Consider the following 18,921-nt stretch of genomic DNA (forward strand, 5'->3'; position numbering starts at 1 on the left):
GGGATGCCGCGTGCGCGGCGTCAGTTGCCGTCGAGGACGGGCAGCAGCGTGTAGACGGCCTCCTCCACGTCGCGACCGACGCCCGGCGCGAAGGAGGTGGTGCGTGAGACCTCGGTGAAGCCGCACCGGGTGAGAACGGCGCGGGACGCGGCATTGTGAACGGCGACGCGGGCGAACAGCGGGCGGACGGGCTCGCGCGAGACGAGCAGGCGCAGGGCCCGCGTCGCCACGCCCCTCCCCCACGCGTGGCGGGCGATCCAGTAGGTGACCTCCCGGTCGCCGTCGACGGTGAAGGAACCGACGGCACCGGCGAAGGCGCCGTCCTCGGTCACGATGCGGTAGGTCACGTCGTCGTCGCCCCGGATGCGGGCGATCCATCGGTCGAAGGCGTCCCGGTCATCGGGGTCGTCGGCCGTGAACGCGGCGAGCTCGACCGCCGCCGGGTCGCGCATCATCTCGAACACGGCGTCGAGATCGTCGTCGTCGAGGTCGCGCAGTTCGATGTGGCCCACGAGGCCAACCTAGCGAGGGTCGTCCCCGCAGGGCGAGGGCAGGTGGTTCAGCTCCATGAGGATGCTCTCCGCTGCGCGGCCGTCCCGTGCGACGACAGCCTCCCGGAGGCGCCGGTAGCGGGCGGTGCGCAGCTCGACATCCTCGTTCGGCGGCGTCCACGCCTGCAGGTTGCGCTGTATCGCAAGACCGGCCTCGCGCATGATCGTGATGAACACGTGGTTCGCCGTCGCCCGGATCAGCAGCTGATAGAAGGCCGTCGTACCGCCGAGGATCCCCAGACCGTCGTCGCGCTCGGAGCAATCGACGAGGGCGTCCACCGCCCCGATCAGGTCGGCGTGCTGTTCGGGGGTCGCTCGCGCCAGCCCGAGGATCGCTGCGTCGCCGGCGACATAGGTCATGAACTCGGTGGTGTGCGGGTAGGCGTCGGGGTGCGGCTCCTTCACGCGGGTGTACCTGTTCGCGGCGACCTCCACGAGGCCGAGGCGCTCCAGACGCTGGAGGGCTTCCCGCACCGGGGTGCGTGAGACGCCGAGACGAGAGGCGAGTTCGACGTCGCGCAGTCGATCCCCGGGTCGCAGCGTGCCGCGCAGAATGGCCTCACCGAGCACCGCATAGACGTCGTCGCCGAGGGCCGCACCCTCACGGGGCGTCAGCGGAGCGAAGTCGTTGTCGGCCATGGCGCCACAAGTGTATTCAACCGACACATTTGTTCGCATCATCACTGATATATCGGTACAGTGTGATGTGTCGCGATCACGCGCCGTCCCTGCGACGGCGCCCGCGACACATCCGGGGGGATCCGTCGACGCCCGGGCCTCGAGCTCTCTGCTCGGCCCGGGCGGACGATGGGACCGGGATGCGCCGCTTTCCGGCATCCGTCGTCGTCCTTTCGCAACGTTTGTGTCACCATCTCCCGGCGACACAGCGGCCTTCGTTAGCGTGGTTCACGCCGCGCGGGCACCGGGCTCGCGGGTGGAACGAAGGCAGTAGATGAGCACGCAGGGCACGGTCAAGTGGTTCAACTCCGAGAAGGGCTTCGGATTCATCGCACCGGATGACGGGAGCGCAGACGTGTTCGCGCACTACTCGGCCATCCAGGCGAGCGGCTACCGGTCGCTCGAGGAGAACCAGCGCGTGGAGTTCGACGTGGCGCAGGGCCCGAAGGGCCTGCAGGCGGAGAACATCCGTCCGGTCTGACGCCGGGCCGCTCCGGCCCGCCTCTCTCCCGCCCCGCCCCTCTCCCGCCCGCCTCTCCCGCGAGAGTGCATCGGGGCGCCGAGGATGCGGGGTCGACCCGGATTCTCGGCGCGCCGTCGCACTCTCGGCGGAAGTGCGGTGACGCGGTGACGCGTGCGCGGCGAGGCGGAGGCGCTCAGCTCTTCCCGCGCACCAGCTCCAGCCCTGCACCGGCGAACTGCCGGAGGGTCGCATCGGGCAGGAACGCGCGGGTGAGGCCGGCCGCGATCCGCGACAGATCGCCCTCGTCGCGGTAGAGCAGGTACATCGTCTCGTAGCGCGGGTTGAACTTCTGCTTGAAGCGGTGCAGCGAGCGGAATCCGTAGACCGGCTCGAGCATCTGGGCGAGGCGGTCGGTGAGGTCGGCGATCACCCCCGCGTCGGCGGGGTTCTCGTGGGCGAGCGGTGCGCCCGAGAGCGACAGCACGGCTGCTCCCTCGTCGGCGAAGTGGCGTGCGGATGATCCGATGAGGAACTCCATCACAGGGCCGAAGCCGCCCTCGCGGCGACGCATGAGATCGAGCGTCCACCCGCGCACCTCGCCTCCCGCGCCGTAGACGGGCAGCCACGACAGGAAGCCGTCGACGTCGCCGGCGGGAGAGAGCGCCAATGCCAGGCGCACCTCGGGGTCTTCCGCCTCGATGAGCGTCCCGAGGGTGAAGCGCATCTCGGGGAGGCCCTTCTCGCCCACCCACGACTCCGAGATCGCGCGCAGCTGCGCGTGAACACCCCAGGGCTCGTCGCCGAGTCGCGTCATGCGGAACGTCATGCCCTCGCGCTCCGCGCGATTGAGCGACGAGCGCACCGCTCCCCACGCCTTGCCGGTGAACTGCAGTCCCGGGAGGTCGACGATCGTGTCGTCGGCGACGACGAGGCTCCGCCATCCGTCGGGGACGGCCGCGCGGGTCGCCTCGCCGGCGCTGAAGAAGCAGGGGATCAGCCCCGCCCGCTCGGCCGCGTCGGCGAACTCGCGCACCGAGGCGGGCCGCGAGCCCTCGGGCCCGAGTGGATCGCCGAGGGCGATGGCCGCGCCGAGGTGCCGCTGATAGGGCACGACGCCCCCGGTGGTCCTGGCGTACGCCATTCCTTCCCATGTCGCCATCCACGACAGGGTGCCGCCGCCGTCGGCACGGATCATGTCCTTCACGTCGGCCACGGTCGGGACGGGCGTCGCGCCGAGACCGCGGCGGGGCTTGGCGCGGAAAGCGGCGCGCACCCAGATCAGGTAGATCCCGAGCATCAGCCACAGCACGGCCGAGACGAGACCGATCTCGGTCTCGCCGTCGATCACGACCTCGACCTGCGCCTCGCTGCTGAGGACGATCGCGACGACGATCAGCACACCGACGAGAACGTTCAGGCCGGCGAGGATGAGGCCGAGCACCCACGCCCACCGGCGTCCGACCCGCAGACCGTTGGCGATCACGGCGATGATGATCGTGTCGACAGCGACGTCGAAGAACCCGCCCGAGATCGGTTCGGTGGGACCGAACGGGCCGTCGGTCGGGACGATGATGAGAGCGATCTGGATGACGCCGAGCACGACGATCGACACGAAAGCCAGCAGTCGCTGCTCGCGCACCGTGATGCGCTGAACGCGCAGCGACCGGTCGACGAAGAGGATCAGCACGACGGCGACGACGTGTTCGAGGTCGGGGAGCGCGCCCCAGAAGAGCAGCGCGACGAAGACGAAGCCGAGCAGCACCAGCCACGCACGCACCCGCCACGGCGGCGGGAACAGGCCGACGGCGGCGGCGATGCACGCCATCGTGCCCCCCGAGGCTCCGACATCCAGCGCGGCCGCCTCGGTCTGGGCCCATTCCCACGGCAGGAGTGCGGCGAACCACAGCAGCAGCGCCGTGGCGCAGACGGCGAAGAGCTGCCCGATCCAGAAGTACGCCAGGGCCACGCGTGTGCCCCGGTGGTACTCCAGATACGCCATGCCCCAGAAGCCGGCGATGGTGAAGAGGTACACCCACGGTTGGTTCACGAAGAAGGTCCCGGTGACCGGCGTCCACCACCTGCCCTCCAGGAGCGCGGGAAGACCGTAGGCGACGGAGGTGTAGAGGTCGGCGTCCTCGAACGGGCGCCACAGACCCTGCCAGATCACGCCGGCCGCGAGGATCAGGGCGACCAGGGTCAGGGTCGCGGGGATCCGGCCGATCACCCGGACGATCGGAGGCGGCGTGCGCCGCGCCGCCCGCGCGGCATCCTTCGTCGTCGTGCCGCCTGCCTCGTCGCCCGCCATGGCACTCACCATAGCGAGCGGCCGGCGAGCCTTAGGTGGGGTCGATGGCCGCGCCGCGGTTCGCGGCGTACTGGGCGAGCGCCTGAGCGTCTTCGGCGTGCCGGAGCGCGCGCCGGGCGGCGTCGAGCGCTTCGACCGGATCCTGTGCCTGCCGTGCGGCGGCGAGGTCGCGCTGCGCGGAGATGAGGCGCGCCCGCGCATCGGCGCCGGCGCGCACCCCCGACAACGCCGCTTCGGCGAGGGCGACGCCGTTGCGTGCGGCGGCCAGGGTGCCCGGCAGCGCCGTCCGGGCCCCGCGGAGGCGCTGCTGCGCGGTGCGCGCATCGCCGAGGGCCCGGTCGAGGCGGTCGCGCAGGCGCGCGAGCTCGCCGATCGTGAAGGTGGGGCGGCGTGCCGCGCCTGCTTCGAGCGCGTCGAGGGCCTCGGCGACGGCACGAATCTCGTCGCCGAGGCGCTCCGCATCGGCGGGTTCGAGTTTGGCCCGGATCGCCGTCGCGGCGCGCAGCGCGCCCCGTGCCGCGTCGAACTCGTCCGGGAGCGCCTGCGACGCCTGCGTGATGAGGCGGTAGGTCTCTTCGAGCGTCCGGGTGTCGGCCTCGGCGCGGCGGAGGGCGCGTTCACCCGCGGCGAGTTCGGCGAGGGCGTTGCGGCTCGGGTCGGCCGCCGAGCGCGACGCCTCGGCGAGGCGTTCCTCGGCCTCGTCGGCCTCGGTGACGGCCGCGCGGGCCGCCGCCGCGGCATCCTGCCATTCGCGCTCGTCGAACCGGGCGAGCTGCGCGATGAGGGCCTCGGGATCTCCCATCCCTGCTCGCACCTCGGCGAGCCGAGCCTGCGCGGAGCGGACCTGGTCGGCGGCCGAGACGTGCGCGGTCACCCATGCGGCGTGCGCGGTGCGCGCGCCGTCGACCGTGCGGAGGGCCGTCTCGACGCGACGGGTGATGGTCTCGGCGGCGCGACGCACCCGCGCTGCCTCCTCGCCGGTTTCGAGTCGCCCGGCGAGGCGCCGGTACTCTTCGAATCCGTCGTCGCGCACGTGCTGGGCGGTCATCCGCGCGCGGCGCAGGGTCGTCGGGGCGTCGCCGCCGTAGAGCGCGCCCGACAGGCTCACTTCGACGTCGAGGTCGTCCACCGCGTCATCCAGCCGCACGAGGGCGCGACCGGCTTCGTTCCGCGCCGCTTCGGCGGCGGCACGCGCCCGGGGCGAGCGTCGCGCGCGCCGAAGCGCGATGAGCCCGACGACGACGGCGAGGGCCGTCACACCGAAGACGACGGCGGCAGGGATCACCCAGCGGAGGAGGTCATCGGCCTGCTCGGTCATCGGGCGCCTCGCTCAGCGGTCGCCGTCGGCGGGATCGTCGTCGGAGACCAGCAAGAGCCTCCGCAGCTGCGCCGCATCCGAGACCACGGCCTGCGCGCCCTCGGCCTCGTGGGGCCAGCTGAAGCCCCACGTCACGAAGATCACGGGCACCTCGTGCTCTGCTCCGCCCTCGATGTCGTGGTGGCGGTCGCCGATCAGCACGGGCCTGTCGGTGTCGACACCGGCGGCCTCCAGGCGTCGCAGCGCCTCGGCGACGATGTCGGACTTCGCGCTCAGCGTCTTCTCGTCTGGGGTCGCCCCGGCGATCGCGGTGAAGAGGGGCGAGAGGTCGAAATGGTCCATGAGGGCGACCACCTGCACCTCCGGCTTCGAGCTCGCGGTCGCCTGCGGGATGCCTGCGGCGTAAGCATCCCGGATGATCTCGGCGATGCCGGGGAAGAGCCGCGCATCGGTGGTGTAGCCGTCCTGCTTGCCGAGCGTCCGGTAGAACGCCACGGCCTCGCTCGATTCGGCCGGCGTCATGCCGACGTTGACCTGGAACGACTCGTACATCGGCGGCCCGATCCAGTGGGCGAGCTCTTCGCGGGTGGGCGCGGGCTTGCCGAAGTGTTCGAGCGTGATGGTGAGGCGACGGAGGATGCCGACCGAGGCATCGATGATGGTGCCGTCGACGTCCCACAGGATGCAGGTCCAGGGTGAGCGCGTCGGCATGACCTCCACGCTACAAGTCCGCGGGGCGGGCGCGGACCGCGGGTCATCCCAGGAGACCGAAGCCCCCCAGGTCGGAGATCGCGCCGCGCGCGACCAGGAAGCCGACGATCCCGACGATCCAGGCGGTGTTCTCCGCCGCGGTGCGCTGGAGCCAGGCGGTCAGCCGCTGAAGGGGTCGCTCCACCGCCCGGTGCGCCAGCATGCGCACCAGGAGCAGAATGAGAGCGGGAAGGATCATCACCACGCCGTACCCGACAAGGGCCGTCACCTGCGAGATCACAGGAATCCCGGATGACGCGAGGAGCGAGATCGCGAGGAGGTAGGGAAGCATCGTGGCCACCTCGATGACGCCGGCTGCGACCGCCACGGCCATGATGCCGATGCGTCTCGTCGATGGGTCCAGAAGGCGGTCCCGCCATCGGGTGAGACGCCCGGGGGCCGGGGCCGGGTCATCCACTCCGGATCGAGCGTCTCCGGTGGTCGCGGTCGCGACGGCGACAGGGGCCCGGGCGTCCCGCTTCGAGGGGATCGCGAAGGCGACGATCACCAGCGCCGCCCCGAGGATGAGTCGCGCCCACTGCCCGGCGGGCGAGGCCAGTGCCTCCTGGGCGACCTCGGCGAGATTGACGGCACCGACGAGCACCAGCGCGCCGACGGCGCAGTAGAACGCGGCGATCGTCGCGAGGTACACCAGCACCCTGCTCGCCCTCACTCTGCCGGGTGCCACGAGGAGGAAGAGCGGAATGAGCAGGGTGCCGATGCTGAGGGAGTCGATGAGCGCGAGAACGAGGAGGGCCAGGGGCAGTGGCACGCCGGGGAGGAGGTCCATGGTTCCACCGTCGACCGCCCGGCCCGGCGAGGGCATCGGCAGAAGGGACGATTCCGCGCCGCGCGCCCTCGTCCTTTCGACGGAGGCCGCGGACGCTCCTTCGTGATTGCATGGGTCCATGCCGGCGACGACCATCCCGTGGCGACGGTGGATCAGCGCCCGCCGACCCGCCGTCGATGCGATCGGGTATGCGTTGGGCGCCCTCCTCGGCGCAGCGGTGGGGTTCACCGGCCTGTGGAGCTCCCTCTCCCTCCTGCCCGATCCCGTGTCGCCGTGGTGGAGCCTCGTCGCGGGACTCCCGGCGGCAGCCCTCGTGCTCCTCCGCGACCGCGCGCCCCTTCTCGGGTCGGCGCTGGCCGGTGTGCTGCTCGTCGCAGACGTCCTCACTGTCAGCGGCGTGGTGCCGGTCCTCGTTGCGCTCGATCTGCTCTACGCCGCGGTCGTGAGGGCGACCGCACGGATCCGTCGTCGCATCCTCGCCGTGCTCCTCGTCGTCGTCGCGGCCTCGGCGCTCGGTATGACGCTGGGCACGGGTGAGCCGCGCGCGGGAATCCTCATGGCCATCCAAACCGCGGGGCTTCTCGGCGTCTCGTACTGGTGGGGGACATCGACCGCCCAGTCGCAGGAGCTGGTCGCGCTTCACCGTCAGCGAGCCGAGGACGCCGAGCGAATGGCCGCCCGCGACCGTCGCGAAGCCGTCGAACGCGAGCGAGAGGCCATGGCGCGCGAACTCCACGATCTGGTCGCCGGGCACGTGTCGGCGGTGGCCATCCGTGCCGAGGCCGCCCTCAGCGACCCGGCGCAGTCCGACCGGGACGCCGCGGCGCTGCGCGCCGTCCGTGATTCCAGCCTGCAGGCCCATGACGCTCTCCGGTCGATGATCACGGTGCTGCGCACGAGCGACGAACCCCTCGTCATCAGCGCCGGCACCGCCGCGATCCCCGCCATGGTGCGCGAGGCTGAGCGTTCGGGCGTGACGGTGACCCTTCGCGCCGACCTCACGGACGCGCTGCCGGCACCTCTGGATCACGCCGCCGCCCGCATCGTCCAGGAGGCGCTGGCCAACTGCGTGCGTCATGCGGCGGGTGGCGAGGCGACCGTTCATCTGACCGCCGACGCCCGCGGGGTCGACGTCCGGGTGGTCTCGCGCGGCGGCGAGCCGATCACCGTGCCCGCGCTTCCCGGCAGCGGCTGGGGACTCGAGCTGCTTCGCGAGCGCGTCCGCGCTCTCGAGGGGACTCTCGACGCCGGCCCGACGGCATCGGGATGGTCGGTGCGGGCTCTCCTTCCGCGGGAGGTGGCGGTGTGACGGCGCCCCGGGTGCTCCTCGTCGACGACCACGGCGCGATCCGCGAGGGTCTTCGGATCATGCTCGAGTCGCATGGTGTGGACGTGGTAGGAGAAGCGGCGGACGGCGCCGTCGCCGTGCGAAACGCCCGCGCCCTCCGACCCGACGTCGTCCTGATGGACCTGCGGATGCCGGGGATGGACGGCGTGGAAGCCACGCGGCAGATCGTGGCGGACAACTGCGGCGACGTCCTCGTCCTCACGAGCTTCGACGAGCAGGAACTCGTGTCGGGAGCGCTCACCGCCGGCGCCGTCGGGTTCCTCCTGAAGACGGTGGATGCCGCATCCCTCGTCGCGGCGGTCCATGCGGTGGCGGAGGGGGACGGCGTGCTCGACCCCCGCGTGACCCGTCTGGCCCTCGGCCTGCTCCCGCGTGCGAGAGACACCGGCGACGGCGGTGCGCGCTCCGAGGCGCTGCCGGGGACGGGAGCCGTTGCGGCCGCCGGACTCACCGATCGCGAGCACGATGTTCTCACCGCACTGGGCGAGGGCCTGTCGAACGCGGAGATCGCCTCGCGCCTGGGGATCTCCCTCGCGACGGTGAAGACGCACGTGTCCAACGTCCTGGCCAAGCTCGGCGCGCGCAGTCGCGCGCAGGCGGCGGCGTTGGCGCGCGCGCCGCACTGAGCCGATGCGGCCGCGAGCGAGGTCGGCTCAGAAGAGGCGCAGGTGCCCCGAGTCCACGCCCTTCATCTCCTCGTAGTCGAGGGTGAGGCACCGTATGCCGCGGTCGGCGGCAAGCACGCGCGCCTGCGGTTTGATCTCCTGGGCGGCGAAGACGCCGGTCACCGGCGCGAGGTGCGGGTCGCGGTTGAGCAGCTCGAGGTAGCGGGTGAGCTGTTCGACGCCGTCGATGTCGCCGCGGCGCTTGACCTCGATGGCGATCGTGCCGCCCTCGGGATCGCGCAGCAGCAGGTCGACGGGGCCGATGGCCGTGGGGAACTCCCTCCGCACGAGCGAGACCCCCTCCCCCACGATCGCCACCTGCTCGGCCAGCAGCCGCTGCAGGTCGGCCTCGACGCCGTCCTTCTGCAGTCCCGGGTCGACGCCGAGGTCGTGCGATGAATCGTGCAGCACCTCATACAGATGCACCAGCAGCGCGTCGCCGGTCTTGGCGTGCGTGACGCGCCACTGCTCCACGACGCCGGCGGCAGCGGCATCCTCATCCGGCGTCTGCACCGTCAGGGTGCACGGCGGACTCATCCAGTTCAGCGGCTTGTAGGAGCCGCCGTCGGAGTGCACGAGGAGACTGCCATCGCCTTTGTGGACGAGCAGGCGCGTCGCGAGCGGGAGATGAGCGGTGAGGCGGCCCGTGTAGTCCACGGAACAGCGAGCGATGACCAGGCGCACCCGTCGAGCGTAGTCGCCGAAGCGCGGTGCCGCCGGAGGATCAGTGGTGCGGGTGCCCGGCGCCGACCGTCGAGCCGGCGATCGGACGCGCGGCGGGAGACGCGATGCCGGATGCCACGATGAGGGCGACCAGGATGAACAGCGTGTTGAGCAGTCCGACCTGCTCGCTGATGAATCCGAGGATCGGCGGACCGCACAGGAACGCGACGTAGCCGATGGTGGCCGCGGCGCTCACCCGGGCGGCCGCGCGGGCCGGGTCGTCGGCGGCGGCGGACATGCCGAGGGGGAACCCCAGCGACGCACCCGCGCCCCAGAGGGCAGCGCCGACGAACACGAGCGGAAGGCTGGGCGCGAGGATGAACAGGAGGAGGCCCACCGCAGCGGTCACCGCGAGGATACGGAGCGTGTTGACGCGGCCGAAGCGGTCGACGAGGGGACCGCCGAGCACGCGGACGACGGTCATGCTCACCGAGAAGACGGTGAGCCCGGCGGCGCCGATCGCCTCGCTCGCACCGTGTCCCTCGACCATGCCGAGCGCCAGCCAATCGTTGGCGCCGCCTTCGGCGAAGGCCATACCGAGCATGATCACACCGAGCGCGTACGTGCGCGGCTCACGCCAGGCGGACAGGTTGGTGCGCAGACGCTCGCGCCAGTCGGTCCGCTCTCCCGGGGCCGGGTCTTCGGCGAGCTCGCGAGCCGGGACGTTCGGGTACGTGGCCAGGGCGACGGCCAGGACGACGACGGCCATCGTCACGGTGTGGGCGAGCACGTTGATGCCGGCCGCGGCGGCGAGGGCGCCGACGCCCGCGCCGATGACGGTTCCGAAGCTGAAGAACGCGTGGAAGAGGGGGAGGATCGTCTTGTTGGACTGCTTCTCGATCGCGGCGCCGTCGACGTTCATCATGACGTCGACCGCGCCGTTGCCGAATCCGAAGAGGCAGAGGCCGAGCAGCACGATCGCATACGAGGGCACGGCGTCGGTGCCCACTCCGACGACGGCGACGCCGACGGCGAAGGTGATCATCGCGCCGAGCATCCCGCGCTTCGCGCCGAACCGCGCGAGCACGGCCGAGGCGATCGAGAGCCCGAGAATCGAGGCTACGCCGGCGCCGAGGAGGAGGAAGCCGATCTCGACGTTGTCCACGGCCAGCGCGCTCTTGATGGCGGGGACTCGCGAGGCCCACGTCGCGATGCTCAGGCCGCTGGCCAGGAAGATCGCGAAGACGGCGGTGCGCCAGCGCACCAGCTGAGGACGGGTCAGGACGAGTTCCACCCGAGAAGGATACCGAATCGTTTCGATCCGCGGAACGGCGCGGCGTTACGCTGGATGAATGAGACGCAGCGACGAACGGCGCCGCGCGACGATCGCCGATGTCGCCCGCGAGGCGGGGGTGTCGGCCTCGACGGCGTCGGTCGTCTTCAGCGGGAAGACACCGGTGTCGGATGCCACGCGGACGCGCGTGCTCGAGGCCGCGGCGGCTCTCGGGTACACCGGACCCGATCCGCGGGCGGCGTCGCTGCGCCGGGGTCGGTCGGGCATCGTCGGCGTCGTGTTCGAAGAACACCTCGGCACGGCCTTCCTCGACCCGGTGAAGACGCAGATGATGGACGGTCTCACCGAGGGTGTCGCCGGTCTCGGGGCGGGGCTCCTGCTCCTCCGCGACGATGAGACCACCGAGACAGCAGCCTCGCTCACCACGGCTCCGATCGATGCGGCCGTGCTCATCGGGTGCAGCCCGCTGATGCGGCGCTCCCTCGACACGGTGCGAGCCCGTGGCATCCCGGTCGTCGTCATCGAGGGAGATGCCGGAGTCGGCATCCCCCGCATCGTGCTCGACAACCGCGAGGCCCAGCGTCACGCAGCCCGGCACCTGAGGGCGTTCGGCCATGAGAACGTGGTCATCCTCACCCTGCCGATCGGCGCCGACCGCCGGCGGGGGTTCTTCGGACCCGACGCCGAGATCACCGTCGACGTCACCCGTGATCGGCTCGCCGGGGCCCGCGATGTGTATCCGGATGCGCCCGCCTACGCCGCGGCGGGGAGCTTCATCGACGAGGGATTGGCCGCGGGGCGTGTTCTCCTGGCTGGGCCGGATCGCCCCACGGCGGTGATCGCACAGAGCGATCTTCTCGCCGCGGGCGTCATCCGCGCGGCGGAGGAGGCGGGGCTGCGGGTGCCCGACGACCTCAGCGTGACCGGTTTCGACGGCATCGTCGTCGACGGTCTTGCGCCCTATGTGCTCACCACGCTCGTGCAGCCGGCCGCCGACAAAGGGCGCGCGGCCGGGCTCGCCGTCGCCAGCATGATCGAGGGCGGCAGCCCCGTGTCGATGCACTTCACCTGCACGTTCCGCGAGGGGAACACGACCGGCCCGGCCGTCGGCCGCGAGGCCTGACGCGCCGCGCCCCCCGCCCCTGCGCCCGTGCGCCCCGGCGCCCCCGCGCCCCGGCGCCCCCGCTCCCCCCGCGCCCCGGCGCCCCGCGCCGCGGCCGGCACCCCTGGCGTGTCCCACTAGATGCACGCCATCGGCCGTGGTGCCGCAGCTTCTGAGACATCCCGCACCGGCGGGCCTCCGCGCCTCCGCGCGTGTCTCACAAGATGCACGCGATCGCCCGCGGGGCTGCAGCTTGTGAGACATCCCACCGGCCGGCCACCCGCGTCACCCCGCGCAGCCTCCCGCGCCCCCGCGCTCCTGCGCCCCCGCGCCCCCGCGCCACCGAACCCCCCCGCGCGACCAAGCCCCGCCCGCCGCCCGCCCTCCGCCCCCGCCGCGCCACCGCCGCCCCGCGCCCCCGCGCCCTGCACCCCCGTGCGTGTCCCATCAGATGCACGGGATCGGCCGTGGTGCCGCAGCTTCTGAGACATCCCGAACCGGATGTCGCAGATCGGGCGATCTGCGGAGAGCGTGGGGCGCACCTTGTGAGACATGCCCGGCGGCGGAGGCGGCGGAGGCGGCGGAGGGGGCGGCGGGACACGTTCCGCGAGGGGAACACGACCGGCCCGGCGCCGGCCGCCCGATAGAATCGACCCGACCCCGATCGCCTGCGTCGCGCTGCCCGGCCGACCGACGACCCTGAGGAGGCCGCATGTTGGTCTTCCTCGGAGTGTTCGCGGCTGCCGCGCTGATCCTCCCCTGGCTGGTCCATCGCCTGGGAGCACGGGCCTTCTTCTTCGCGGCCGCGGTGTCGGCTGCCGCCTTCGTCTACACCGTCATCCTCGGACCTGGCGTCCTCGCCGGGAACATTCCGTTCGAGTCATACGACTGGATCCCGCCGCTCGGCATCGAGCTGTCGATGCGCATGACGACCCTGTCGTGGATCCTCGCGCTCGTCGTCACGGGCGTCGGCGCCCTCGTCCTGCTCTACTGCCGGTGGTACTTCCGCGACAACGCCGAAGGACTCGGGCAGTTCGCCGCGGTGCTGCTCGCGTTCGCCGGGGCGATGTACGGACTCGTGCTCACCGACGACCTCGTCGTGCTGGTGATGTTCTGGGAGGTCACCAGCGTCCTGTCGTACCTGCTCATCGGCTACTACCACCGCCGCGGCGCGAGTCGCCGCTCGGCCCTGCAGGCGCTGCTGGTGACGACGCTGGGTGGGTTGGTGATGCTGATCGGCGTCGTGCTGCTCGTCGTCGACACCGGAACCTCGAGCATCTCGGAGATCCTCGCCGCCCGGCCCGAAGGCCCGGTCGTCGTCGCCTCCCTCGTGCTGCTGCTCGTCGGCGCGCTCAGCAAGTCGGCGATCTTCCCGTTCCACTTCTGGCTCCCCGGCGCCATGACCGCGCCGACGCCGGTCAGTGCCTATCTGCACGCCGCGGCGATGGTGAAAGCCGGCATCTACCTCATCGCCCTGTTCGCCCCGTTCGAGGCGAACGAACCGGGGTGGCGGCCGATCGTCGTCTCGCTGGGCGTCTTCACGATGCTGCTCGGCGGATTCCAAGCCCTTCGGGAGACCGACCTCAAGCGCCTCTTGGCGTTCGGCACCGTCAGCCAGCTCGGTTTCCTCACCGTCATCCTGGGCTACGGCGTCCGCGACACCGCACTCGCGGGACTCGCGCTCCTCCTCAGCCATGCGCTGTTCAAGTCGGCGCTCTTCCTCGTCGTCGGCATCATCGACCGCCAGCTCGCCACCCGCAACATCGGAGAGCTGTCGGGGCTCGGCCGGCAGGCCCCGGTGCTCGCGACCCTGTCGATCGTCGCCGTCGCCTCGATGGCGGGACTGCCGCCGACGATCGGCTTCGTCGCCAAAGAGACCGCGCTCACCGCACTCCTCCACGAGGCCGAGGGCGGCGGAGCCTGGGGGATCGTGGGCTTGCTCGGGGTCGCGGCGGGTTCGGCGCTGACGATGGCCTACGGCATCCGCTTCGTCTGGGGCGCCTTCTGGACCAAGCGCACCGGGCCCGACGGCGCGGCGCCGAAGCGCACCGAGTGGCCCGGCGCGCCGGTGGGATTCCTCGCTGCCCCGCTCATCCTCTCCGCCCTCACGCTCGTCGCTGGCCTCGCCGCCCCGGCGGTGGACGCGGTCCTCGCCACCTACGCCGATGAGGCCCCCCTCGCCACCCCGGGGGTCGCCGAGCCCGAGCCGTACTACCTGGCGCTCTGGCACGGTCTCGAGCCGGCGCTGTTCATCTCGCTGGGCACGATCGCGCTGGGCGCGGCGATCTTCTGGGCGACAGTGAAGAAGGATGCCGCAAAGCGCGTCCTGCCCTTCGAGGCGTTCGACGTCTACAACGCCGTGCTCCGCGGCATCGCCCGCCTGTCGGTGGCCACGACCACCTTCACCCAGCGGGGTTCGCTGCCGGTCTACATCGGCACGATCTTCATCGTCTTCGTCGTCGCCGAGGCGACCGCCCTGATCATGGGCGGACCCGACTGGCGGGCAGACGTCGACCTGTTCCAGAACCCGGCCCAGTTGGCGATCGCGCCGGTGATGATCGTGGCCGGGCTGATCGCCGTCCGCGCGAAGAAGCGCTACACCGGCGTGGTGCTCGTCTCGGTGACAGGGCTGGGAATGGCCGCGCTGTTCGCGATCAGCGGCGCCCCCGACCTCGCGCTGACCCAGATCCTCATCGAGACGGTCACCCTCATCGCCTTCGCGCTGGTGCTGCGCCGCATCCCGTCACGGATGGGGGAGCACAACGCCTCGGTGGCCGCCATTCCGCGGGCCCTCGTCGCCGGAGCCGTCGGCATCACGATGATGGCCGTCGCCGTCATCGCCACCGGTGCGCGTCTGCAGGATCCGATCTCGGTGGCCTGGCCCGACCTCGCCTACGAGCTGGGGCATGGACGCAACGTGGTCAACGTGGCCCTGGTCGACATCCGCGGGTGGGACACGATGGGGGAGCTGGCCGTCCTCATCCTCGCGGCGACCGGCGTCGCATCCCTCGTCTTCGTCACCGACCGCAAAGACAACCTGACCGCGACCAATGCTCTGCCACGCGTGGGTGGCCGCGACCGCCGACTCCTCGTCGAGACCCCGTCGGGCGTGAAGCCCCGCAACGCCGAGGGAGGGCGCCAGCGCATGGCCTGGCTCGTGGGTGGGCCGCAGGTGCAGCCGGAGAACCGTTCGATCCTCCTCGAGGTGATCGTGCGGATCCTCTTCCACTCGATCATCATCGTCTCGCTCTACCTGCTCTTCGCCGGCCACAACCTGCCCGGCGGCGGCTTCGCCGGCGGCCTCGTCGCCGGTATGGCTCTGGTGATGCGGTACGTCGCGGGCGGCCGGTACGAGCTCGGAGTGGCCGCGCCGACCGACGCCGGGCGCCTGCTCGGGGTCGGCATGTCGATCGCGATCGGGTGCGCCATCGTGCCGCTCCTGTTCGGAGCACCGCCGCTGACGAGCACCTGGTTCGAGGCCGAGCTCCCGATCCTCGGCCACGTGGAGTTCGTCACCTCCACGCTGTTCGACGTCGGGGTCTACCTCGTCGTCGTCGGCCTCGTGCTCGACGTGCTGCGCTCGCTCGGTGCCGAGGTCGACCGGCAGATGCAGCGCAGCAAGGCCCGGGGGGTGAGCGTGTCGTGAGCGTCTCCCTCACCCTGATCCTCATCATGGGCGTGCTCTTCGCCTGCGGCGTCTACGCGATGCTCGAGCGCAGCCTCACCCGTGTGCTCATCGGCTTCCTGCTGCTCGGCAACGCCGCGAACCTGTTCCTCCTGGTGGTGATCGGCCAGCCGGGGATCGCCCCGTTCTTCGGATCCGGCGAACCCGAGGAGATGTCCGATCCCCTTCCGATGGCGCTGACCCTGACGGCGATCGTCATCACCTTCGCGGTGTCGGCGTTCCTCCTCGCCCTCATTTACCGGTCCTGGCAGCTGGGCCAGGCCGACACCGTCACCGATGACGAGGCCGACCTGGCGGTGCGCGATCGCGGCGCCGCCGACGAGGACATGATCGACGACGAGACCGAGATCGAAGACACCGATGACGACGCCACCACCGACTTCGTCGGCCTCGACACCGCGCCGATCACCGTGCTCGGCAGCCGAGACATCTCCGGGGTGCAGGATGACGCCCCGGTGAACCTTCCCGAAGCGTCGTCGCGTCGGTCGCGGCGGGGCGACTCGACCGAGCCGGGGGGAGACGCATGATCGCGCTCGTCCCGCTTCTGGCGACCCTCCCGCTCCTCGGCGCGGCCCTCGCCCTCGTCGCCGGTCGGCACCGGCGCACGCAGGTCGCCATCTCGATCGTCACGCTCACGACCGTCACCGTCATCGCCGCCGTCCTGCTGGTCGTCGTCGACCAGGGGGGCGAGGCGCTCGCAGTCTCGGTCGGCGACTGGCCGATCCCGTTCGGCATCGTGCTGTACGTCGACCGGCTCTCGGCCCTCCTCATCGTCGTCTCGAGCATCGTTCTGCTGGCGGTGCTCCTCTTCTCGGTCGGCCAGGGCGCGGCAGACAACGACGATGAGACGCCGGTGTCGATCTTCCACCCCTCGTATCTGCTGCTGGCGGCCGGGATCTTCACCGCCTTCATCGCCGGCGACCTGTTCAACCTCTACGTCGGTTTCGAGATCCTCCTCGTCGCGTCGTACGTGCTGATCACCCTGGGCAGCACCGAGAACCGCATCCGCACCGGCGTCGTCTACATCGTGGTGTCCCTCGTGTCGTCGATCCTCTTCCTCGCGGCCATCGCGGCGATCTACGGGGCCCTCGGCACCGTGAACATGGCTCAGATCTCCGAGCGGATGATGGAGCTCCCCCAGGACACGCAGACGGTGCTCCACCTGCTCCTGCTCGTGGCGTTCAGCATCAAGGCCGCTGTCTTCCCGCTGTCGTTCTGGCTGCCCGACTCGTACCCGACCGCGCCGGCGCCGGTCACGGCGGTGTTCGCGGGCCTGCTGACCAAGGTGGGCGTATACGCGCTCATCCGCACCGAAACACAGCTGTTCAACGCCAACGACCTGAACTTCCTCCTCATGTGCGTGGCGCTCGCGACGATGATCGTGGGTGTGCTCGGGGCGATCGCGCAGGCGGAGCTGAAGCGCATCCTCTCGTTCACCCTCGTGAGCCACATCGGGTACATGATCTTCGGGCTCGCGATCGCGACCCCGGCGGCGATCGGCGCGACGATCTACTACACGGTCCACCACATCGTGGTGCAGACGACCCTCTTCCTCGCGGTGGGCCTCATCGAGCGCCGCGCGGGCAGCACCTCGATCCTGCGCGTGAAGGGGCTGATGCGCGCCGCCCCCGTCATCGCGGTGCTGTATTTCATTCCCGCGGTCAATCTCGGCGGGCTGCCGCCCTTCTCCGGGTTCATCGGCAAATTCGCCCTGTTCGACGCCGCCGCCGAGGTGGGCACGCCGATCATGCTCGTGCTCATCGTCGGCGGCGTCGTGACGAGCCTGCTCACGCTGTACGCCCTGATGCGCGCGTGGAACCTGTCGTTCTGGCGTGAGGATGAGGACTCCGCCGAGACCGAGGCCCGCATCTCGTACCTGGGCCAGGCGCCCGCCGCCGGCATCCAGACCGAACGGCGCGCGATCCCGCGCATCATGACGGCGGCGACGACCGGGATGGTGGCGGTCACCGTCGCCCTCACGATCTTCGCGGGGCCGCTGTACGGCGTGTGCGAGCGCATCGGTGCCGCGCTGCTCGAACCGATCCAGCTCGTCCAGCTCGAGCAGGAGGCCGAATCATGAGCGGCGATCGCGCCCCCGCGCCTCCGGCCCGGGGGGTGCTCGGTGTCACCTGGCGGCAGCTGCCGTTCTTCCTGTGGTTGATCGCCCTGTGGATGCTGCTGTGGGGGCAGTTCACCGTGCTGGCGTTCCTGACCGGCCTCGTCGCCGCGATCGTCGTCACCCGGGTGTTCCGGCTTCCCCCCGTGTCGCTGTCGGGCCGCCTGAACATCTGGTTCGGTCTGGTCTTCGTGGCGACGTTCCTCGTCGCGCTCGTGCGCGGATCGCTGCTGGTGGCCTGGCAGACGGTGCGGCCCGGCAAGCTGCCCGGCGCGGCGATCATCGCGGTCCATCTGCGCACCGACGACGACCTGATCATGACCCACACCGCCGTCACATCCTCACTCATTCCCGGTTCGCTCGTGCTCGAAGCCGATCGCGACCGGCGGATGCTCTACCTGCACGTGATCGGCGTCGAGGACGACGACGACATCGAGATGCAGAGACAGTCGGTGCTGGGCTGGGAGGCGCGCATCGTGCGCGCGGTCGGCTCGAAGGCGCAGCTCGAGGTCATCCGCAACGCGACCGTCACCACACCGCGGCAGGGAGGGACCCCGACATGACCACCGTGCTCCTCGTGGCGATCTTCGTCATCTTCGTCGTGGCGGCGCTCCTGACGCTGTGGCGCATCGTCGTCGGCCCCTCGATCCTCGATCGCGCCGTGGCATCCGATGTCCTCCTGACCGAGGTGCTGTGCGTGCTGGGAGCCGAGATGGCGATCAACCAGCACACCCGGACGCTCCCCGTCCTGCTCGTCATCGCCGCGGTCGGCGTGTTCGGTTCCATCTCGATCGCCCGGTTCGTCGCCCGGAAGGACACGGTGGAGCGATGACCGACACCCTCGACCTGATCGCGCTGGGGCTGATCCTCGCGGGGGCGCTGCTGTGCCTCACGGCCGCCATCGGTCTGATCCGATTCAAAGACGTCGGCTCGCGCCTGCACGCCGCGACGAAGCCGCAGGTGCTCGGGCTGCTGCTCATCTGCGTCGCCATCGCGCTGTCGCTCCAGGCGTGGCCGGTGGTGGCGTTCCTCGTCCCGGTCATGCTTCTGCAGATGGCCACGGCACCGCTGTCGGCCCACATGATCGCCCGGCAGGCGCACCGCAACGGGACCATCGATGATCGTGTCCTGCTCGTCGACGAGCTGGCCGAGCAGGAGCGCACCCCGCCCGCGGCAGGGGGCTGAGAGGTCGC

At 71.1% G+C, this 18,921-nt stretch carries 18 protein-coding genes; 10 read left to right on the forward strand and 8 right to left on the reverse strand.

From position 1 onward, the window contains the following. Window positions 1-20: 20 nt before the first annotated feature. Both HDC37_RS14690 and HDC37_RS14695 read right to left on the reverse strand, forming a co-directional pair. On the reverse strand, window positions 21-512 hold the full coding sequence (locus HDC37_RS14690; protein WP_179561131.1) for a GNAT family N-acetyltransferase: 492 nt from the start codon (window positions 510-512) through the stop codon (window positions 21-23). A 9-nt stretch (window positions 513-521) separates the two neighbouring features. Further along, window positions 522-1,190 (reverse strand): GntR family transcriptional regulator, encoded by a 669-nt coding sequence (locus HDC37_RS14695; RefSeq protein ID WP_179561132.1) that lies wholly within the window; start codon window positions 1,188-1,190, stop codon window positions 522-524. A gap of 313 nt (window positions 1,191-1,503) precedes the next feature. On the opposite strand from HDC37_RS14695, the gene HDC37_RS14700 reads away from it, so the two are divergent. After that, a complete protein-coding gene (locus tag HDC37_RS14700) occupies window positions 1,504-1,710 on the forward strand; it encodes a cold-shock protein (RefSeq protein ID WP_179561133.1) in 207 nt (68 codons plus the stop codon). A gap of 175 nt (window positions 1,711-1,885) precedes the next feature. Here the strand turns inward: HDC37_RS14700 and HDC37_RS14705 are convergent, their stop codons facing one another. Genes HDC37_RS14705 through HDC37_RS14720 form a run of 4 tightly spaced genes read right to left on the reverse strand, consistent with a single transcriptional unit; the run spans window position 1,886 to window position 6,855 of the window. Continuing rightward, window positions 1,886-3,997 carry a bifunctional lysylphosphatidylglycerol flippase/synthetase MprF gene (locus HDC37_RS14705; protein WP_179561134.1) on the reverse strand — a complete coding sequence of 704 codons (2,112 nt, stop codon included), beginning with the start codon at window positions 3,995-3,997 and terminating at the stop codon, window positions 1,886-1,888. 31 nt (window positions 3,998-4,028) lie between these two features. After that, entirely contained in the window at window positions 4,029-5,315 is a 1,287-nt protein-coding gene (locus HDC37_RS14710) for a hypothetical protein (RefSeq protein ID WP_179561135.1), read from the reverse strand. Between the two features lie 12 nt (window positions 5,316-5,327). Further along, window positions 5,328-6,026 (reverse strand): HAD hydrolase-like protein, encoded by a 699-nt coding sequence (locus tag HDC37_RS14715; protein ID WP_179561136.1) that lies wholly within the window; start codon window positions 6,024-6,026, stop codon window positions 5,328-5,330. Window positions 6,027-6,069: 43 nt separating this feature from the next. Then, on the reverse strand, window positions 6,070-6,855 hold the full coding sequence (locus tag HDC37_RS14720) for a GAP family protein (protein WP_179561137.1): 786 nt from the start codon (window positions 6,853-6,855) through the stop codon (window positions 6,070-6,072). Window positions 6,856-6,973: 118 nt separating this feature from the next. On the opposite strand from HDC37_RS14720, the gene HDC37_RS14725 reads away from it, so the two are divergent. Together HDC37_RS14725 and HDC37_RS14730 are read left to right on the forward strand one after the other, a co-directional pair. Further along, the gene (locus HDC37_RS14725; RefSeq protein WP_179561138.1) at window positions 6,974-8,164 is read left to right on the forward strand and encodes a sensor histidine kinase; all 1,191 of its coding nucleotides are present in this window, start codon (window positions 6,974-6,976) and stop codon (window positions 8,162-8,164) included. Further along, window positions 8,161-8,829 carry a response regulator transcription factor gene (locus HDC37_RS14730; RefSeq protein WP_308472237.1) on the forward strand — a complete coding sequence of 223 codons (669 nt, stop codon included), beginning with the start codon at window positions 8,161-8,163 and terminating at the stop codon, window positions 8,827-8,829. Before HDC37_RS14725 ends, HDC37_RS14730 begins: the two co-directional genes overlap by 4 nt. 27 nt (window positions 8,830-8,856) lie before the next feature. On the opposite strand, the gene nucS is transcribed toward HDC37_RS14730, so the two are convergent. Beyond that, window positions 8,857-9,552, reverse strand: a complete 696-nt coding sequence (gene nucS / locus HDC37_RS14735; RefSeq protein ID WP_179561140.1) for an endonuclease NucS — start codon at window positions 9,550-9,552, stop codon at window positions 8,857-8,859. Window positions 9,553-9,592: 40 nt separating this feature from the next. Next, the gene (locus tag HDC37_RS14740) at window positions 9,593-10,825 is read right to left on the reverse strand and encodes an MFS transporter (RefSeq protein ID WP_179561141.1); all 1,233 of its coding nucleotides are present in this window, start codon (window positions 10,823-10,825) and stop codon (window positions 9,593-9,595) included. A 58-nt stretch (window positions 10,826-10,883) separates the two neighbouring features. Here HDC37_RS14740 and HDC37_RS14745 point away from each other — a divergent pair, with 58 nt between their 5' ends. The 7 genes from HDC37_RS14745 (at window position 10,884) to mnhG (ending at window position 18,913) form a co-directional block, all read left to right on the forward strand. Beyond that, window positions 10,884-11,948, forward strand: a complete 1,065-nt coding sequence (locus tag HDC37_RS14745; protein ID WP_179561142.1) for a LacI family DNA-binding transcriptional regulator — start codon at window positions 10,884-10,886, stop codon at window positions 11,946-11,948. 691 nt (window positions 11,949-12,639) lie between these two features. After that, the gene (locus HDC37_RS14750) at window positions 12,640-15,573 is read left to right on the forward strand and encodes a Na+/H+ antiporter subunit A (RefSeq protein ID WP_179561143.1); all 2,934 of its coding nucleotides are present in this window, start codon (window positions 12,640-12,642) and stop codon (window positions 15,571-15,573) included. Beyond that, a complete protein-coding gene (locus tag HDC37_RS14755; protein WP_179561144.1) occupies window positions 15,570-16,139 on the forward strand; it encodes a Na(+)/H(+) antiporter subunit C in 570 nt (189 codons plus the stop codon). Before HDC37_RS14750 ends, HDC37_RS14755 begins: the two co-directional genes overlap by 4 nt. Then, window positions 16,136-17,692: a Na+/H+ antiporter subunit D gene (locus HDC37_RS14760; RefSeq protein ID WP_179561145.1), complete on the forward strand. Its 1,557-nt coding sequence runs from the start codon at window positions 16,136-16,138 to the stop codon at window positions 17,690-17,692. Before HDC37_RS14755 ends, HDC37_RS14760 begins: the two co-directional genes overlap by 4 nt. Then, entirely contained in the window at window positions 17,689-18,291 is a 603-nt protein-coding gene (locus HDC37_RS14765; protein WP_179561146.1) for a Na+/H+ antiporter subunit E, read from the forward strand. The genes HDC37_RS14760 and HDC37_RS14765 overlap by 4 nt, the downstream gene beginning before the upstream one ends. Continuing rightward, complete coding sequence (locus HDC37_RS14770; RefSeq protein WP_179561147.1) at window positions 18,288-18,560, forward strand: monovalent cation/H+ antiporter complex subunit F; 273 nt, start codon at window positions 18,288-18,290, stop codon at window positions 18,558-18,560. The genes HDC37_RS14765 and HDC37_RS14770 overlap by 4 nt, the downstream gene beginning before the upstream one ends. Then, window positions 18,557-18,913 carry a monovalent cation/H(+) antiporter subunit G gene (gene mnhG, locus HDC37_RS14775; protein ID WP_179561148.1) on the forward strand — a complete coding sequence of 119 codons (357 nt, stop codon included), beginning with the start codon at window positions 18,557-18,559 and terminating at the stop codon, window positions 18,911-18,913. The genes HDC37_RS14770 and mnhG overlap by 4 nt, the downstream gene beginning before the upstream one ends. Window positions 18,914-18,921 lie beyond the last annotated feature (8 nt).

The sequence above is a fragment of the Microbacterium sp. AK009 genome, from assembly GCF_013410955.1.
Taxonomy (GTDB): Bacteria; Actinomycetota; Actinomycetes; order Actinomycetales; family Microbacteriaceae; genus Microbacterium.

Excerpts from the sequence above, each read along its gene's own strand:
- HDC37_RS14710 (WP_179561135.1), bottom strand. The coding sequence starts at position 5,315 with ATGACCGAGCAGGCCGATGACCTCCTCCGCTGGGTGATCCCTGCCGCC.
- HDC37_RS14770 (WP_179561147.1), top strand. The coding sequence starts at position 18,288 with ATGACCACCGTGCTCCTCGTGGCGATCTTCGTCATCTTCGTCGTGGCG.
- HDC37_RS14695 (WP_179561132.1), bottom strand. The coding sequence starts at position 1,190 with ATGGCCGACAACGACTTCGCTCCGCTGACGCCCCGTGAGGGTGCGGCC.
- HDC37_RS14700 (WP_179561133.1), top strand. The coding sequence starts at position 1,504 with ATGAGCACGCAGGGCACGGTCAAGTGGTTCAACTCCGAGAAGGGCTTC.
- HDC37_RS14745 (WP_179561142.1), top strand. The coding sequence starts at position 10,884 with ATGAGACGCAGCGACGAACGGCGCCGCGCGACGATCGCCGATGTCGCC.
- HDC37_RS14765 (WP_179561146.1), top strand. The coding sequence starts at position 17,689 with ATGAGCGGCGATCGCGCCCCCGCGCCTCCGGCCCGGGGGGTGCTCGGT.
- HDC37_RS14720 (WP_179561137.1), bottom strand. The coding sequence starts at position 6,855 with ATGGACCTCCTCCCCGGCGTGCCACTGCCCCTGGCCCTCCTCGTTCTC.
- HDC37_RS14725 (WP_179561138.1), top strand. The coding sequence starts at position 6,974 with ATGCCGGCGACGACCATCCCGTGGCGACGGTGGATCAGCGCCCGCCGA.
- HDC37_RS14760 (WP_179561145.1), top strand. The coding sequence starts at position 16,136 with ATGATCGCGCTCGTCCCGCTTCTGGCGACCCTCCCGCTCCTCGGCGCG.
- HDC37_RS14705 (WP_179561134.1), bottom strand. The coding sequence starts at position 3,997 with ATGGCGGGCGACGAGGCAGGCGGCACGACGACGAAGGATGCCGCGCGG.
- HDC37_RS14715 (WP_179561136.1), bottom strand. The coding sequence starts at position 6,026 with ATGCCGACGCGCTCACCCTGGACCTGCATCCTGTGGGACGTCGACGGC.
- HDC37_RS14750 (WP_179561143.1), top strand. The coding sequence starts at position 12,640 with ATGTTGGTCTTCCTCGGAGTGTTCGCGGCTGCCGCGCTGATCCTCCCC.
- mnhG (WP_179561148.1), top strand. The coding sequence starts at position 18,557 with ATGACCGACACCCTCGACCTGATCGCGCTGGGGCTGATCCTCGCGGGG.